The sequence below is a fragment of the Leifsonia shinshuensis genome (assembly GCF_014217625.1).
In the GTDB taxonomy this organism is placed as follows: Bacteria; Actinomycetota; Actinomycetes; order Actinomycetales; family Microbacteriaceae; genus Leifsonia; species Leifsonia shinshuensis_A.
Genome location: NZ_CP043641.1, coordinates 873,438 through 888,590, shown reverse-complemented (window position 1 = coordinate 888,590; position 15,153 = coordinate 873,438). Strand labels below are relative to the sequence as shown.

The window sequence follows — 15,153 nt, the reverse complement described above, 5'->3', positions numbered from 1 at the left end:
GCCGGTGGGAGGGGCTGCTGCTGCTGTGGAGTTCGCCACGAGTCGTTCCTGCGTTCCTGGTTCCGTATGGTCTGTTCGAGTTCTCCCTCAACGCTACGGAATCGGCGGTATTCTTTCAGCGAATTGAAGCTATAACTCCCATTGGCTTTCCGAATGACCGCCCCGCGAACGGAGCACCGATGTTCGACCCCGTCCTCCTGCGCACGTTCCTCGCGGTCGTCGACACCCGCTCCTTCACCCGTGCTGCCCAGCGGCTCGGCATCAGCCAGCCCACCGTCAGCCAGCACGTCCGGAGGCTGGAGCAGGCCGCCAAGCGCCAGCTCGTCTCGCGCGACACCCGCGAGGTCCGGCTGACCGACAACGGGGACGCGATGGCCGGCTTCGCGCGCACCATCCTCGCCGCGCACGCCGAAGCGGACAGCTACTTCAGCGGGTCGGCGATGCGCGGGAGGCTGCGGTTCGGCGCCGCCGACGACCTCGCGATCACGACCCTCCCGCGCATCCTCCGGCACTTCCGCCAGCAGAATCCGCAGGTCAACCTGGAGCTCACGGTCGACCAGTCCGGTCCGCTGCACCGCAGGCTCAAGGCCGGCCATCTCGACCTCATCTTCATCAAGCAGAACCCGGGCACGACGGACGGGACGGTGGTCGCCACCGACGAGCTGGTCTGGATCGGGCAGGAGAAGACGGCGCTGGAGCCCGACCAGCCGGTGCCGCTGATCGCCTACCAGGGGCCGAGCCTCAGCCGTCAGATCACGATCGAGGCGCTGGAGGCGGCCGGCCGCACCTGGCGGATCACCTGCAACACGCGCGAGGTCAACGGCGTCCTCGCCGCGGTGCGCGCCGGCCTCGGGGTCGCCGTGTTCCCGCGTTCGCTCATCCCCACCGACCTGATCAAGGTCACCAACCGCTTCGGGCTCCCGGAGCTCGGCCACGTGGACTTCACGCTGCTGTCGAACCCGTCGGCGGCACGGGAGCCGGTGGAGGCGCTGACGACGGCCATCCTCGCGCGGGCGGTCACGCGGGTGCCCTGAGCGTCACCCCTCGACCGGCACGCGGTCCGGGTCCGGCGGCCGCACGCCGCCGTCCGCCGAGCGCTGCCGCAGCATCAGGGCCACGACCGGGAAGATCAGCACGGACAGCATCCCGGCGCCGACCAGCGCCGTCGCCGTCCCGGAGGTCAGGTCGTGGTCCTTCAGCCCGATGTTCGTCACGGCGACGATGATCGGCAGCCCGGTCGCGCTGAACAGCGTGAGCGACGCCCGGTCGGCGAACGTCGAGCCGCGCGGCGCCGCGAGTGAGCCGGGGAGGCCGCGCACGACGAGCAGCAGCACGAGGAAGATCGGCAGCAGGAGCAGCGCGTGCGGGTCGCCGAGGAGTCCACGCAGGTCGAACGTGATCCCGGTCTCGATGAAGAACACCGGGACGAGGACGCCGAACGCGACGGCCTCCAGCTTCGTCTCGATGAGCTTCGCGTCCGACTCGGCCGCCCCCGACAGCAGCACGCGGACGACGACGCCCGCGGCGAACGCGCCGAGCAGCATGTCCAGGCCGAGCGCCAGGCTCAACCCGACCAGCGCGGCGATGGCCAGCACCACGACCCGCACGGCGAACTGCCCGCTGGTGTGCAGGGTCGCACGCACGAGCGCGTGGAACCGCTCGTGGCCTCCCCGTGCCGCGAACCAGACCGCGCCGGCCGCGATCACGGCGAACGCGATCAGCACGAGCGCGGCGGCCAGCGGCCTCCGACCGGAGAGGAACAGCGAGATGGCCAGCAGCGGCCCGAACTCGCCGATCGCGCCGACGGCCGTGACCGCGCGACCGAACGGGGTGCGCAGCTCGCCGGCGTCGCGCAGCATCGGCATGAGCGTCCCGAGCGCGGTGGAGCACAGCGCGATCCCGACGTACACGCCGGCGATCGCGTTCGGCGCGAGCAGCACCCCGAGCAGCACGCCGACGGCCAGCGAGATGATCCAGCCGAGGGAGGCCCGGCGCAGCGGCCGGCCGCGGATGGCGTGGAAGTCGATCTCGTTGCCCGCCATGAAGAACAGGAAGGCGAGGCCGAACTGGCCGACCGCGTGCAGCGCGTCCGACGCGGGGATCCAGCCCAGCACGCTCGGGCCGGCCAGGATGCCGAGCAGGATCTCGAACACCACGAGCGGGATCTTCGCCACCCTCCCGACCGCCGACGCGACGAGGGCAGCGACGACGGCCAGCAGCGGCACGAGGACGATCGTTCCGACGAGCGGGTTCATGCGGCCGATGCTAGAGCGGACGGCGGGCGCGCGGGGAGTTCACACGCACGAAATCCGCCGCCGGTATCGTGGCAGCATGCGTGAACTCCAGGCCAGGATCATCGACGAGCTGAACGTGACGCCGAGCGTCGACGCCGCGGAGGAGGTCGCCAAGCGCGTCGACTTCCTCGTCCGCTACCTGCGGGCGACCGGCGCCTCCGGGTTCGTGCTCGGCATCAGCGGCGGGCAAGACTCCTCCCTCGCCGGCCGGCTCTGCCAGCTCGCGGTCGAGCAGCTCGCCGCGGAGGGCGTCGAGGCCGAGTTCATCGCGGTGCGGTTGCCGTACGGCGTGCAGCACGACGAGGACGACGCGCAGCTCGCGCTCGCGTTCATCCGGCCGCAGCGCACCATCGAGTTCAACATCAAGCGCGGCGTGGACGGCGTGGACGCCGAGTTCGGCGACGCCGTCGGCGAGGCGATGACCGACTTCAACAAGGGCAACGTCAAGGCCAGGGTGCGGATGGTCGCGCAGTACGCCATCGCAGGCCAGCGGCGCCTGCTCGTGGTCGGCACGGACCACGCGGCGGAGGCGGTGACGGGCTTCTTCACCAAGTACGGCGACGGCGGCGCCGACGTGCTCCCGCTCAGCGGCCTGACCAAGCGCCAGGGCCGCGCGCTGCTGGAGCACCTGGAGGCCCCGGCGCGGCTCTACGAGAAGGCGCCCACCGCCGACCTCCTCGACCTCGACCCCGGCCAGACCGACGAGGCGAACCTCGGCATCGAGTACAGCGACATCGACGACTTCCTGGAGGGCCAGGACGTCGCCGACGAGATCGCGTCGGCGATCGAGACCCGCTACCTGGCGACCGAGCACAAGCGCCGGGTGCCGGCGAGCATGTTCGACGACTGGTGGACGACGCGCGGCGACTACAGCCGCTGATCCGCGACCTCCCGCGCGCGACGCGTGAACGACGAAGGGGCGCCGACCGGCTGGTCGGCGCCCCCTCGTTTCGGTGGGGAGGCTCGGGTGCGCTCAGGTCAGCTGACGGGCTGGCCGTACCGCTGGTTCGGAGTGGTGTCGTTCTCATTGTCGGAGGAGGCGAAGGCGGACACCGGAAGCGGGGTCTCGTCGTTGGCCGCTGCGTTCGTGGGGTAGTTCGCGGCGGTGAACGCGGCCTCGGAGTGCGCAGCCGGGGCGCCGGCCTCCGGAGCGGCCGCGGCGGGAGCGCTCGCAACCGGAGCGTACGACGCGGCAGGAACGGTCTCCTCGGTGGCGGGAACTGCCGGCGCCGCGTACTGCTCGTGGTGCTGCTGCGCCACCCAGGCGTCCTGCTGGGCCAGTACCGAGTTGCCCGGGTCGGCGCTCTCGAAGCGCCAGCGCTCCAGGTCGCCCTGGAAGATGCGGCGCGCGCGGCCCGGCTTGTTCTGCCACTCGATGAGCCGGTCGCGGAACTCCGCGACGGCCGGGTCGAGCTGGTAGCCGAAGGTCGCGGAGGCGCGCTTCATCTCGGCGAGCTGGTGACCCGCCCAGGTGGCGGCGATACCGGCGCCCTTGATCGGCAGGAGCCGCACGAGGATGTCGGCCTGGCCGACGGCGCGGTCGGAGAGCACCTGCTCGGCCGGGGTCAGCGAGTTCCACACGGACGCCTCGGTCGCAGCATCCACGAGCGCGGCGATCGCGCTCGCCTTCTGCTGACGATCGGTGCGGGAGAGGAGTCCACGGAGGGCGCCGCGCGCGATCCACGCCGCGAGCAGACCGGAGACGATGACGGCGATCGCGAGGACCGCCGCATTGAAGACCGCGGGCTGCGCGGCCGACGAGTTGAGCCAATCGACGAAGTCATTCCACCACTGCATGCGGTGATGGTAACGGGGCGGACCGTTCCGTCCGGGCAGCGGCGGCGCTGTGTCGCGCATCCCGCTGCGAACCTCGCGCCGGCCGGGCTCGTAGCAGAATGGAGGCCGGACCGATCGAAAGGGATGGACCGATGCAGACTTTCGTTGTCGCCGGCGGGTGCTTCTGGTGCCTCGACGCCGTCTACCGTGTGCTCCGCGGCGTGCAGGACGTGGTGTCCGGCTACACCGGCGGCACGACCGTCGACCCCAGCTACGAGGAGGTGTGCACCGGCACGACCGGGCACGCCGAGGCGGTCGCCGTGACCTTCGACCCGGAGGTCATCCCGGCCGACGTCATCCTCGACGTCTTCTTCACGCTGCACGACCCGCGGCAGCTCGACCGCCAGGGCGCCGATGTCGGCACGCAGTACCGCTCGGCGATGTTCTACGACGGCGAGGAGCAGTGTGCGCTGTTCGAGGCCGCGCGCGACCGGGCGTCCGAGTACTGGGAGGGCGGGATCGTGACCACGATCGAGCCGCTCGGGCCGTTCTACCGCGCGGAGGACTACCACCAGGACTTCTTCGCCAAGAACCCGGGCCAGGGCTACTGCCTCGCGGTCGCGCTGCCCAAGGTGAACAAGATCCGGGCGTCGTACGCGCCGTACGTGGTCGCGGCCTGAACCGTCTGTCCGGCGTGATCCGCCTGCGCGGCGTGATCCTCCTGCACGGCGCGATCCTCCTGCACGGCGTGATCCTCCTGCACAGGCCGCCGGTTTCGCGCGTTCTCCACTGATCTCCGCTTCCCGCGCTGTGCGGGTTGCGCGTCGGTCATGGTTGACGCAGGGCCTCACCGGAGGCCGCGGAAACGGGGGAGACATGACGGAGACGGTGGCGGTACGGGGCACGGTGGCGACGAGCCCGCGGCACATCGTGCCGGAGGCGGGGGCGCCGATCACGAGCTTCCGGCTCGTGACGAACGACCGGAGGCGCGAACGCCGCTCGGGAGCGACGGTGCCGGACGCGCCCTCCAACTGGTTCACGGTGACGGCGTTCGACGAACTCGCGGTGAGCGCGGCGGCGTGCATCGCGCGCGGCGACCCGCTCCTGGTGTCCGGGAGGCTGTGCGTGCGCGATTGGGAGGGTGAACAGCTCGGCGTGACCGTGGAGATCGAGGCGGAGGCGATCGGGCACGACCTGACCTGGGGGCGCAGCGAGTTCACGCGGTCCACGGCCGGGATCCGCCTGCCTGCCGCGGGCGGAGCTGTGTCAGACGCGCCAGGAGAGCGGCCGGATCCCGCAGCAGGTCAGGGAGATCCCACAGGCGCCGGGCCCTAGGGTGGACAGCATGAGAGCGCCCGCCCGACCCGCCGCCGCCTTTCTCGCGGGTGCGGCCGTCGCGGCGGCGCTGCTGCTGAGCGCGTGTACCGGGGCCCACCCCTCGGCGTCGACCGATCCCGCGCCGCACACGACGGCGTCGGACTCGGCTACGCCGACGCCGACCGCGAGCGCGGCCCCCGTGCTCGTGCCCGGCGGGACCGCCGCTGCGAACCAGCCGTACTTCGACAAGGTGAATCAGGCGACGATCGCGGCCAAGCCGGGTGCGAAGGGGCGCGACTTCATCGACGGGCTGGTGGCGGCCGGGTTCACGAAGGCGGACATGCAGCTCACGCCGGACACGACCACGATCGGGCTCACGGCGCCCTCCATCCAGTTCTCCGTCAAATTCGGAGACAGCTGCGTGATCGGCCAGTACGGGCCGGACTCCGGCGGCTACACGAGTCTCACCAGCCCGGCCCTCGCGACCGGAGGCTGCCTGATCGGCCAGACCCGGCCGATCGACTGGTAGTTCCCGGTATCCTCGTACAGGGCTTCGAGCCCAGGGTTCCGAGCCCAGGGCTGCGAGCCCGGCGAGTCCAAGACAGGGAGTTCAGGAAGAAGAGTGGCCGAATACATTTACTCGATGGTTAGGGCCCGCAAGGCCGTCGGCGACAAAGTGATCCTCGACGACGTGACGATGGCGTTCCTGCCGGGAGCGAAGATCGGCGTCGTCGGTCCGAACGGCGCAGGTAAGTCGACCATCCTGAAGATCATGGCGGGGCTCGACACCCCGTCCAACGGCGAGGCCAAGCTGTCTCCGGGCTACACGGTCGGCATCCTCATGCAGGAGCCGCAGCTCGACGAGTCCAAGACCGTGCTCGAGAACGTCCAGGAGGGCGTCGGCGAGATCAAGGACAAGGTCGACCGGTTCAACGAGATCTCCGGGCTGCTGGCCGACCCGGACGCCGACTTCGACACGCTGCTCGCCGAGATGGGCACGCTGCAGGAGCAGATCGACGCCGCCGACGCGTGGGACCTCGACTCCCAGCTGGAGCAGGCGATGGACGCGCTGCGCTGTCCCCCGGGCGACTGGCCGGTCAACACGCTCTCCGGTGGTGAGAAGCGCCGCGTCGCGCTCTGCAAGCTGCTGCTGCAGAAGCCCGACCTCCTGCTCCTCGACGAGCCCACCAACCACCTCGACGCCGAGAGCGTGCTCTGGCTCGAGCAGCACCTGGCCAAGTACCACGGCGCCGTGCTCGCCGTCACCCACGACCGGTACTTCCTCGACCACGTCGCCGAGTGGATCGCCGAGGTCGACCGCGGTCACCTCTACCCGTACGAGGGCAACTACTCGACCTACCTCGAGAAGAAGCGCGAGCGCCTGGAGGTCCAGGGCAAGAAGGACGCCAAGCTGGCCAAGCGGCTGTCCGACGAGCTCGACTGGGTGCGCAGCAACGCCAAGGGCCGGCAGGCCAAGTCCAAGGCGCGTCTGGCGCGCTACGAGGAGATGGCGGCCGAGGCGGAGCGCACCAGGAAGCTCGACTTCGAGGAGATCCAGATCCCGCCGGGGCCGCGCCTCGGCCAGATCGTGATCGACGCGAAGAACCTGCAGAAGGGCTTCGGCGACCGCGTCCTGATCGACGGCCTCAGCTTCACGCTGCCGCGCAACGGCATCGTCGGCGTGATCGGCCCGAACGGCGTCGGAAAGACCACGCTGTTCAAGACGATCGTCGGCCTGGAGCCGCTCGACGGCGGCGACCTGAAGGTCGGCGAGACCGTGCAGATCTCCTACGTCGACCAGACCCGTGGCGGCATCGACCCGAACAAGAACGTCTGGGAGGTCGTCTCCGACGGGCTCGACTACATCCAGGTCGGCAAGACCGAGGTGCCGTCGCGGGCCTACGTCTCCACCTTCGGGTTCAAGGGACCGGACCAGCAGAAGAAGTCCGGCGTCCTCTCCGGTGGTGAGCGCAACCGACTCAACCTGGCGCTGACGCTCAAGCAGGGCGGCAACCTCCTGCTGCTCGACGAGCCGACCAACGACCTCGACGTCGAGACGCTCTCCAGCCTGGAGAACGCGCTGCTCGAGTTCCCCGGCTGCGCCGTGGTCATCACCCACGACCGATGGTTCCTCGACCGCATCGCGACGCACATCCTCGCCTACGAGGGCACCGAGGAGAACCCGTCCGACTGGTACTGGTTCGAGGGCAACTTCGAGGCGTACGAGGAGAACAAGGTCCAGCGCCTCGGAGCCGACGCCGCGAAGCCGCACCGCTCCGCGTACCGCAAGCTCACGCGCGACTGACGCCGCCATGCGACTGCACGTTCCGATCAAGCTCCGCTGGAGCGACCTCGACGCGTACGGCCACGTGAACAACGCCGCGATGCTGCGCCTCCTGGAGGAGGCGCGCATCGAGGCGTTCTGGTCGAGCGACGAGCACGCGGTCGGCGGCTCCACCGCCGTGCTCGACGGGACACCGGGCGCGGACACGCTCACCCTGATCGCGCGGCAGGAGATCGAGTACGTCGCGCCCATCCCGTACCTGCGACAGCCGCTCGACGTGCAGCTCTGGCTCGGCAGGCTGGGCGGAGCGAGCCTGGAGGTCAACTACGAGGTGTGGACGCCGGAGTGGGCCGAGCCGCGCACGATGTTCTCGCGCGCGGCGACCACCATCGTGCTGGTCGACGCCGCGACCCAGCGGCCGCGCCGCATCAACGACCGCGAGCGCGCCGCCTGGACCCCCTACCTCGACGACCCCGTCCAGTTCACCAAGCGCTGAGCGCGTCTCTCTGGCGCCGAAGGGCACGTAAACGCCCCTAAACCCGCGTTTTAGGGGCGTTTACGTGCCCCTCGACGGTGGCGCTACTGGGTGACGGTGACCTTGTCTCCGGAGATGTTCGCCTTCAGCTTCGTCAGCGGGGTGCTCGCGGGGCCGTTGATGACGTCGCCGGTCGTCCCGTCGAAGCGCGATCCGTGGCACGGGCAGTCGAACTCCTTGCCCTGCGGTGCCACCGTGCAGCCCGCATGCGTGCACACCGCGCTGAACGCGACGACCGTTCCGGCGGACGGCTGCGCGACGACGATCGGCGTCGAGCCGAGCTGAGCGGAGACAGCGCCGCCGACCGGGATGGACGACAGAGCGACGGTGGCCGAGCCGCCGTTCCCGTTCCCCGAACCGTCGCCGGACGCGCCAGAGCCCTGCGGCGTGCATGCCGCCAGCAGCAGCGCCCCCGCGCCTGCTGCGGACACGCCGCCGATCTGGACGAGGGTGCGGCGCGTCAGCGGCGCGGATTCGGTCATCGTGGATCCTCCCGGTCGGCAGTGCTTTCTCCTAGCGTAGGCACGAGACGGAGAACAGCCCGGTTCACTCATGGCGTTCTGAACCATTCCATCGCCGGCTCCGTGGTTAGTGAAGGAGGTGACCATGCCGGATGAGGACGCACGCCTGCTGCGGGAGCTGCACGACCAGCACGCGCAGGCGGTGTGGCGTTACGTCGTCCACCTCACCGGCGACCGAGCGATGGCCGACGACGTCGTGCAGGAGACCCTGTTGCGCGCCTGGCGCAAGCCAGCGGTGCTGGATCAGACCCAGCAGTCGGCGCGCGCCTGGCTCTTCACCGTCGCCCGCAACATCGTCATCGACGACAAGCGGAGCGCGCACTCGCAGCACGAGTTCGGCACCGACACCCTCCCGGAGCGGCCGTCGCAGGACGACGGCGCGGACGCCGTCCTCGACGCATGGCTCGTCTCGGACGCACTGGCGGAGATTTCCGACGAGCACCGCGCGGTGATCGTCCACGCGTACTACGGCGGCAGGTCCATCGCCGAGATCTCGCGGGAGCTGGAGATCCCGGAGGGCACGGTCAAGTCGCGGCTGCACTACGGCCTCCGGGCCATGCGGCTCGCACTGCAGGAGAGAGGGGTGACGGAGCGATGAACCACGACGAGTTCGCCACCTGGGACGCCGCCTACGTGCTCGGCGCCCTGGCTCCGAACGAGCGCAAGCAGTTCGAGGAGCACCTGCGCGAGTGCGGGCGCTGCTCTGCCGCGGTCGCCGAGCTCGCCGGCATGCCGGGGCTGCTCGGCCGGGTGCCCCGTGAGCAGGCGTTCGCACTGCTCGACGAGGAGGCGCCGCAGGACGCCGGGCTCGGCGCGGAGGTGCTTCCGTCGCTGCTGGACGCCGCCCGGCGGCGCAGACGGCGGTCGCGCTGGCTGGTGGGCGGTCTCGCCGCTGCGGCGGCGGCCGTGCTCGTGGGGGCCATCGCGATCGCCGTCCCAGCGCTGGAGCCCGGCTCGCCTGCGGGCACCAGCGTCGCGATGGAGCAGGTGGAGCCGAGCGCGCTGTCCGCCGACCTCCACCTGACGTCCGAACCGTGGGGAACCCGGATCGACTCGCGTTGCGCCTACGCGAAGGTGGGCGGCGACGACGGAGGCCGCACCTGGACCTACGCGATGGTCGTCACCGACAAGTCCGGCCACCAGACCCAGATCTCGACGTGGACGGCGACCGAGGGGACCGTGGTCGAGCCCGCGGCGACGACGAGCGTGCCGGTCGCCGACATCGCCGCGATCGACATCAGGTCGGCGGCCAACGGGACGGTGCTGCTGCGCAGCACGTTCGGCTGAGCCGACGCCTTCGGCGGTCAGCCGCTCAGTCGCGAAGCTTGGCCGCGTCGGGGACGCGGATGGTGGCCTCCTGGGCGACACTCGCCACGAGGCGGCCGTCGCGGCTGAAGATCCGGCCGAGGGCCAGCCCGCGGCCGCCGTTCGCGCTCGGCGACTCCTGCGTGTAGAGCAGCCACTCGTCCACGCGGGCCGGCCGGTGCCACCACATCGCGTGGTCCAGGCTCGCCGCCTTGAGGCCGGGGGTCGCCCAGGCGACGCCGTGCCGGCGCATGACGGACTCCATGATCGTGTAGTCGCTGGCGTAGGCGAGCGCCGCGCGATGCAGCGCGGGGTCGTCCGGGAGGTCGCCGATCGAGCGGAACCAGACGGCCTGGTGGGCGACGTGTGCGCCCTCGACCGACAGGTAGATCGGCGAGGGCACGTGCCGCATGTCGAAGGGGCGCTGACTCGCCCAGTACTGCGCGACCGGGTGCTCGACGTCCTCCAGCGTCGCCGCCGAGTTCGGCAGCGTCTCGGGGTCGGGCAGGTCCAGCGGCATGGCGACCTGGTGCTCCAGGCCTTCGTCGTCGTCCTGGAACGAGGCGATCATCGACAGGATCGGCAGCCCGTTCTGGTAGGCCTGCGTGCGCCGGGTGGAGAACGAGCGCCCGTCGTGGATGCGGTCGACGGAGAAGGTGATCGGATAGTTGACATCGCCGGGCCGCAGGAAGTACCCGTGCATCGAGTGGATGCTGCGGTCGTCGGAGACCGTTCGGGTCGCCGCCACGATGGACTGGGCGAGCACCTGACCGCCGAACACGCGGCCCAGCGGCATCCACTGGGAAGGCCCGGTGAAGATGTCCTCGCTTGTCCGGGCGCCGGTGTCGGTGAGGTCGAGCGCGGCGAGCAGCGATTCCAGGGGCTCTGTCACAGTGTCTCCGTCCGGGGTCTCTAGTAGCTTAGAGGGCAGATGAGCCAGTCGTTTTCCCTCCAGGACACCCTCGCCGCCGCCGACCTGCAGACGTACCTGTCGCGCGCCGCCCGCGTCGAGGAAGGGTCGGTGCGCCTGATCGCAGGATCGGGCGTGCTCGCCGTGTACACCGCCATCCTCTACCCGAGGGGGCTGCTCGACCAGACGCCGACCGTGCTCGGGCTGCGCACGTTCCTGACCGGGAACGATGTGGAGTTCGACGTGGTCGTCCCGATCCGCTCGCTGCTCGACCGGCTCGCGCGGGTGCGCGAGGCTGCGGAGAGCGCGGCGGCTGCCTCCGAGACCGGTGCGGTCGAGGAGGAGGGCCGCGACGGCGACGAGTCCGGCGCGGTCGACGGGGCCGTGGAGAGCGCACCGCTGGAGGTGCGCCTGCCAATGGAGGCGCCCTCCGTGACCTGGGCGGGCATCTCACCGCCCCGCGGCGGCTGGCGGCAGGTCGGCGAGACGAACTTCGAGCTGCTGCAGGCGACGGCGGCGGCCGGCATCGCCGAGGTGGCGGACGCCGTGCCGACGGGGACGGGCGAACAGCTCGTCCAGCGCGTGCGCGCCGAGGTGTGGGGCCGTCCCATCGATGAGCTGGAGTACGTCCCGGCCGGTGCGGCCTTCGCGGCGGAGAGCCTGGGGTTCCTGGCCGCGGGGGAGCCGGTCGCGATCCTGGAGACTGGGCCGTGGACGCGGCTGACGACGCGGCGCGGACACACCCTCATCCGCCGGCAGTCGTGGAGCCTGCGCGGCTGACGCGACCCGGCGAGGCTGACGTGACCCTGCGAGGCTGAGGCGACCCGCCGCGGCTAGACCGCCCGCGCCACCGCCCGCCCGGCCTGCCGCCCGGAGAACAGGCACCCGCCGAGGAATGTCCCCTCCAGCGCCCGGTAGCCGTGCACACCGCCGCCGCCGAAGCCGCTCGCCTCGCCGGCCGCGTACAGTCCGGGCACCGGCTCGCCGTCGGCTCCGAGCACCCGGCCGTCGAGGTCCGTCTCGATGCCGCCGAGGCTCTTGCGGGTGAGGATGTGCAGCTTCACCGCGATCATCGGGCCGGCCTTCGGGTCGGTGAGCTTGTGCGGCGACGCCACCCGGATGAGCTTGTCGCCGCGGTAGGCGCGGGCGCCGCGGACCGCCGCCAGCTGGAGGTCCTTGCCGAACGGGTTGTCGAGCTGCCGGTCGCGCTCGCGCACGTGCCGGGTCACCAGCTCGGTGTCGAGCGGGACCTCCGACAGCCGCTGCATCCCGGCCAGCAGCTCGTCCAAGGTGTCCGCCACGACGAAGTCGGCGCCCTTCTCCTTGAACGCCTCCACCGGCCCGGGCGCTCCTGGCGCGACGCGCTTGGCGAGCAGGCCGAAGTCCTTGCCGGTCAGGTCTGGGTTCTGCTCGCTGCCCGACAGCGCGAACTCCTTCTCGATGATCTTCTGGGTGAGGATGAACCACGAGTAGTCGGAGCCGACCTTCCGCAGGTGCTCCAGCGTCCCGAGCGTGTCGAACCCGGGGAACAGTGGCGCAGGCAGCCGCTCGCCGCGCGCGTCCAGCCACAGCGACGAGGGACCGGGCAGGATGCGGATGCCGTGCCGCTGCCAGATCGGGTCCCAGTTCTGGATGCCCTCGGTGTAGTGCCACATCCGGTCGCCGTTGATCAGGTGCGCGCCCGCCGCGTCCGCGATGCCGAGCATCCGGCCGTCGACGTGCGCCGGGACGCCGGAGAGCATGAAGTCCGGGGGAGTGCCGAGCCGCTCCGGCCAGGCCGCGCGGACCAGGTCGTGGTTGCCGCCGATGCCGCCGCTCGCGACCACGACGGCCGGGGCGCGCAGCTCGAAGTCCGCGATCCGCTCCCGGTTGCTGGCCGCGCCGCGCGGGGCGGCGTCGGGCTTCAGGATCTCGCCGCGCACGCCGGCGACGCGGCCGTCCTCCACGATCAGCTCGTCGACGCGGTGACGGTGCAGGAGGCGCGCCTTCCCGGTCGCGGCGGCGGCCTGCACCTGCCGGACGAACGGCTCCAGGACGCCAGGGCCGGTGCCCCAGGTGATGTGGAAGCGCGGCACGGAGTTGCCGTGGCCTCCCGCCGTGCCGTCGCCGCGTTCGGCCCAGCCGACGACCGGGAAGAACCGGACGCCCTTCTCGTGCAGCCAGGCACGTTTCTCGCCGGCGGCGAACTGGAGGTAGGCTTCCGCCCAGCGCTTCGGCCAGTGGTCCTCCGCACGGTCGAAGCCGGCGCTGCCGAACCAGTCCTGCCGCGCGAGGGCGAGCGAGTCGGTGACGCCCATCCGGCGCTGCTCGGGGGAGTCGATGAGGAACAGCCCGCCGAACGACCAGAACGCCTGACCGCCGAGGGAGGCCGCAGGCTCCTGGTCGAGGATCGTCACGGTCTTCCCCGCGTCGAGCAGCTCGCATGCGGCGACCAGTCCGGCGAGTCCGGCTCCCACGACGAGGCAGTCGGGTTCAGGGGTCATGGCGTGGCTCCTTCGGCACGGCGGGAGGGTGAGGCGCTACTCCTCGAATGTGTTGACCATAGCGAACGCGGCGCGCTCCAGATAGTTCCAGAGGGTCTCGTCCTGCAACGGAGGCAGCCCGAGCTCGTCGACCGCGACGCGCATGTGCGCGAGCCAGCGGTCGCGGGCGTCCGGGTTGACCTTGAACGGGTTGTGCCGCATCCGCAGGCGCGGGTGGCCGCGCTCCTGACTGTAGGTGGTCGGGCCGCCCCAGTACTGCTCCAGGAACAGCGTCAGCCGCTCCTTGGCGGGACCGAGGTCGTCCTCCGGGTACATCGGGCGCAGCACCGGGTCGCAGGCGACGCCGCGGTAGAAGGAGTCCACGAGACGCACGAAGGTGGCGTGGCCGCCGATCTGCTCGAAGAAGGACGGCCCGAGCGGCGGTTCGACGGGGAGGCTGGTCATCACTCGGCTTCTTCCGCGGGAGGCTGCCCGGCAGCCGGAGGCTTCGGGGTGCGGGGCTTGGCGGCGGGCTTCGCCGGGGTGTCCGCGTCGGCCGGCGGCGTGGGAGGTGTGGCCGGCTTCGCCGCGGTCGACCGGGTCGTGGCGGGCTTCGCGGCCGGCTTGGCGGGCGCAGCATCCGGCTTCGTCTCGATCGCCGGCCGGATCCGGATGGCGCCCGGGTCGGGCGCGCGGGTCGCGGTCCGCTTCGCCGCCGCCCGCGCCTTGCGCCCGGTCAGCGGCCGGTCCGGGACGACCGGCGTCGGCCGGGTGCGCGGCGGCTTCGCGCCGTTGACGCTGCCCGCGCCGTCGAAGCCGGAGAGGACGACGGCCGACAGCGACGGCAGGGTGACGCCGAGTTCGTCGGTGGCCTGCTTGAGCCGCAGGCGCAGCTCGCGGGACACGTCGTCCTTCGCCGTCGTGCGGGTCTTCAGCACGATCCGGATCACGATGGCGTCGGCGGAGATCGACTCCATCCCCCACAGCTCCGGCTTGTCGAGGATGCGGGAGCGCCACTTGGGGCTCGTCGCGAGCGCGGTCGCCGCCTCCATCATCTTCGCCTGCACCGTCTCGATGTCGGTGTCGTACGGCACGGCGAGGTCCACGATCACGCGCGACCAGCCCTGCGACATGTTGCCGACGCGCAGGATCTCGCCGTTGCGGACGAACCAGAGCGTGCCGTTGACGTCGCGCACCTGGGTGATCCGGATGCCCACGGCCTCCACGACCCCGGTCGCCGGCCCCAGGTCGACCACGTCGCCGACGCCGAGCTGGTCCTCCATGACCATGAAGAGGCCGTTGAGGACGTCCTTCACGATGTTCTGCGCGCCGAAACCGAGGCCGGCGCCGATCGCGGCGGTGAGGAGGGCGAGCGAGCTCGCGGCGTTGGGTGCGACGACGCCGAAGATCATCACGATGGCGATGATGCCGATGGTCACGTTGACGATGTTGCTCAGTACGGAGCCCAGCGTCCGGGTACGCTGCACCACTCGCACCGCGGCGAGCGGCGACGCCACGAGCGCCTGCGTGTCGGTGACGCTCTGCCCCTTCTTCACGCCGCTGACGATCTGTTTGACCACGCGGCGGATGATCACGCGCAGCAGCCAGCTGATCAGGACGGCGCCGAGGATGATGCAGAAGACGTTGAGCAGGGTCCAACCGGTGCTGACGGCCCAGTCCCCGAGGGAGGTCCAGAAGTTCGCTTTCAGAATGCTCATCGCACGGAATCCTACCGAGAGCAGCCTTGGC

Annotated in this window: 17 protein-coding genes; 10 read left to right on the top strand and 7 right to left on the bottom strand. The window is 71.0% G+C overall.

Annotation, left to right across the window (positions count from 1 at the left end):
• Nucleotides 1–179: 179 nt before the first annotated feature.
• On the top strand, nucleotides 180–1,034 hold the full coding sequence (locus F1C12_RS04285; protein ID WP_185277592.1) for a LysR substrate-binding domain-containing protein: 855 nt from the start codon (nucleotides 180–182) through the stop codon (nucleotides 1,032–1,034).
• A 3-nt stretch (nucleotides 1,035–1,037) separates the two neighbouring features.
• Here the strand turns inward: F1C12_RS04285 and F1C12_RS04280 are convergent, their stop codons facing one another.
• Nucleotides 1,038–2,255 (bottom strand): cation:proton antiporter, encoded by a 1,218-nt coding sequence (locus F1C12_RS04280; RefSeq protein ID WP_185277591.1) that lies wholly within the window; start codon nucleotides 2,253–2,255, stop codon nucleotides 1,038–1,040.
• A 76-nt stretch (nucleotides 2,256–2,331) separates the two neighbouring features.
• On the opposite strand from F1C12_RS04280, the gene nadE reads away from it, so the two are divergent.
• Nucleotides 2,332–3,174 carry an ammonia-dependent NAD(+) synthetase gene (gene nadE, locus F1C12_RS04275; protein ID WP_185277590.1) on the top strand — a complete coding sequence of 281 codons (843 nt, stop codon included), beginning with the start codon at nucleotides 2,332–2,334 and terminating at the stop codon, nucleotides 3,172–3,174.
• A gap of 98 nt (nucleotides 3,175–3,272) precedes the next feature.
• Here the strand turns inward: nadE and F1C12_RS04270 are convergent, their stop codons facing one another.
• Complete coding sequence (locus F1C12_RS04270) at nucleotides 3,273–4,091, bottom strand: hypothetical protein (RefSeq protein ID WP_258046105.1); 819 nt, start codon at nucleotides 4,089–4,091, stop codon at nucleotides 3,273–3,275.
• 131 nt (nucleotides 4,092–4,222) lie between these two features.
• On the opposite strand from F1C12_RS04270, the gene msrA reads away from it, so the two are divergent.
• The 5 genes from msrA to F1C12_RS04245 all read left to right on the top strand — a co-directional run bounded on the left by msrA (nucleotide 4,223) and on the right by F1C12_RS04245 (nucleotide 8,167).
• Entirely contained in the window at nucleotides 4,223–4,750 is a 528-nt protein-coding gene (msrA, locus tag F1C12_RS04265; RefSeq protein WP_185277589.1) for a peptide-methionine (S)-S-oxide reductase MsrA, read from the top strand.
• A 196-nt stretch (nucleotides 4,751–4,946) separates the two neighbouring features.
• Complete coding sequence (locus F1C12_RS04260; protein WP_185277588.1) at nucleotides 4,947–5,405, top strand: single-stranded DNA-binding protein; 459 nt, start codon at nucleotides 4,947–4,949, stop codon at nucleotides 5,403–5,405.
• Nucleotides 5,406–5,415: 10 nt separating this feature from the next.
• Nucleotides 5,416–5,916, top strand: a complete 501-nt coding sequence (locus F1C12_RS04255; RefSeq protein WP_185277587.1) for a DUF6993 domain-containing protein — start codon at nucleotides 5,416–5,418, stop codon at nucleotides 5,914–5,916.
• Nucleotides 5,917–6,009: 93 nt separating this feature from the next.
• Nucleotides 6,010–7,692 (top strand): energy-dependent translational throttle protein EttA, encoded by a 1,683-nt coding sequence (ettA, locus tag F1C12_RS04250; RefSeq protein WP_185277586.1) that lies wholly within the window; start codon nucleotides 6,010–6,012, stop codon nucleotides 7,690–7,692.
• Nucleotides 7,693–7,699: 7 nt separating this feature from the next.
• Entirely contained in the window at nucleotides 7,700–8,167 is a 468-nt protein-coding gene (locus F1C12_RS04245) for an acyl-CoA thioesterase (protein ID WP_185277585.1), read from the top strand.
• Between the two features lie 83 nt (nucleotides 8,168–8,250).
• Here F1C12_RS04245 and F1C12_RS04240 read toward each other — a convergent pair whose 3' ends face one another.
• Nucleotides 8,251–8,688, bottom strand: a complete 438-nt coding sequence (locus F1C12_RS04240; RefSeq protein WP_185277584.1) for a QcrA and Rieske domain-containing protein — start codon at nucleotides 8,686–8,688, stop codon at nucleotides 8,251–8,253.
• Between the two features lie 124 nt (nucleotides 8,689–8,812).
• Here F1C12_RS04240 and F1C12_RS04235 point away from each other — a divergent pair, with 124 nt between their 5' ends.
• Entirely contained in the window at nucleotides 8,813–9,325 is a 513-nt protein-coding gene (locus F1C12_RS04235) for a sigma-70 family RNA polymerase sigma factor (RefSeq protein ID WP_185277583.1), read from the top strand.
• Complete coding sequence (locus F1C12_RS04230; RefSeq protein ID WP_185277582.1) at nucleotides 9,322–10,014, top strand: anti-sigma factor family protein; 693 nt, start codon at nucleotides 9,322–9,324, stop codon at nucleotides 10,012–10,014. Before F1C12_RS04235 ends, F1C12_RS04230 begins: the two co-directional genes overlap by 4 nt.
• 25 nt (nucleotides 10,015–10,039) lie before the next feature.
• Here F1C12_RS04230 and F1C12_RS04225 read toward each other — a convergent pair whose 3' ends face one another.
• Nucleotides 10,040–10,924 (bottom strand): acyl-CoA thioesterase, encoded by an 885-nt coding sequence (locus F1C12_RS04225; protein ID WP_185277581.1) that lies wholly within the window; start codon nucleotides 10,922–10,924, stop codon nucleotides 10,040–10,042.
• A 39-nt stretch (nucleotides 10,925–10,963) separates the two neighbouring features.
• Between F1C12_RS04225 and F1C12_RS04220 the strand changes: the two genes are divergently transcribed.
• Nucleotides 10,964–11,722 carry a hypothetical protein gene (locus tag F1C12_RS04220; protein WP_185277580.1) on the top strand — a complete coding sequence of 253 codons (759 nt, stop codon included), beginning with the start codon at nucleotides 10,964–10,966 and terminating at the stop codon, nucleotides 11,720–11,722.
• Between the two features lie 53 nt (nucleotides 11,723–11,775).
• Here F1C12_RS04220 and F1C12_RS04215 read toward each other — a convergent pair whose 3' ends face one another.
• The 3 genes from F1C12_RS04215 to F1C12_RS04205 are packed head-to-tail and all read right to left on the bottom strand — an operon-like array spanning nucleotide 11,776 to nucleotide 15,122.
• Complete coding sequence (locus F1C12_RS04215; RefSeq protein WP_185277579.1) at nucleotides 11,776–13,425, bottom strand: FAD-binding dehydrogenase; 1,650 nt, start codon at nucleotides 13,423–13,425, stop codon at nucleotides 11,776–11,778.
• A gap of 36 nt (nucleotides 13,426–13,461) precedes the next feature.
• Nucleotides 13,462–13,869, bottom strand: coding sequence for a globin (locus F1C12_RS04210; protein ID WP_185277578.1), 408 nt, complete (start codon nucleotides 13,867–13,869; stop codon nucleotides 13,462–13,464).
• Nucleotides 13,869–15,122 (bottom strand): mechanosensitive ion channel family protein, encoded by a 1,254-nt coding sequence (locus F1C12_RS04205; RefSeq protein ID WP_185277577.1) that lies wholly within the window; start codon nucleotides 15,120–15,122, stop codon nucleotides 13,869–13,871. Before F1C12_RS04205 ends, F1C12_RS04210 begins: the two co-directional genes overlap by 1 nt.
• Between the last annotated feature and the right edge of the window lie 31 nt (nucleotides 15,123–15,153).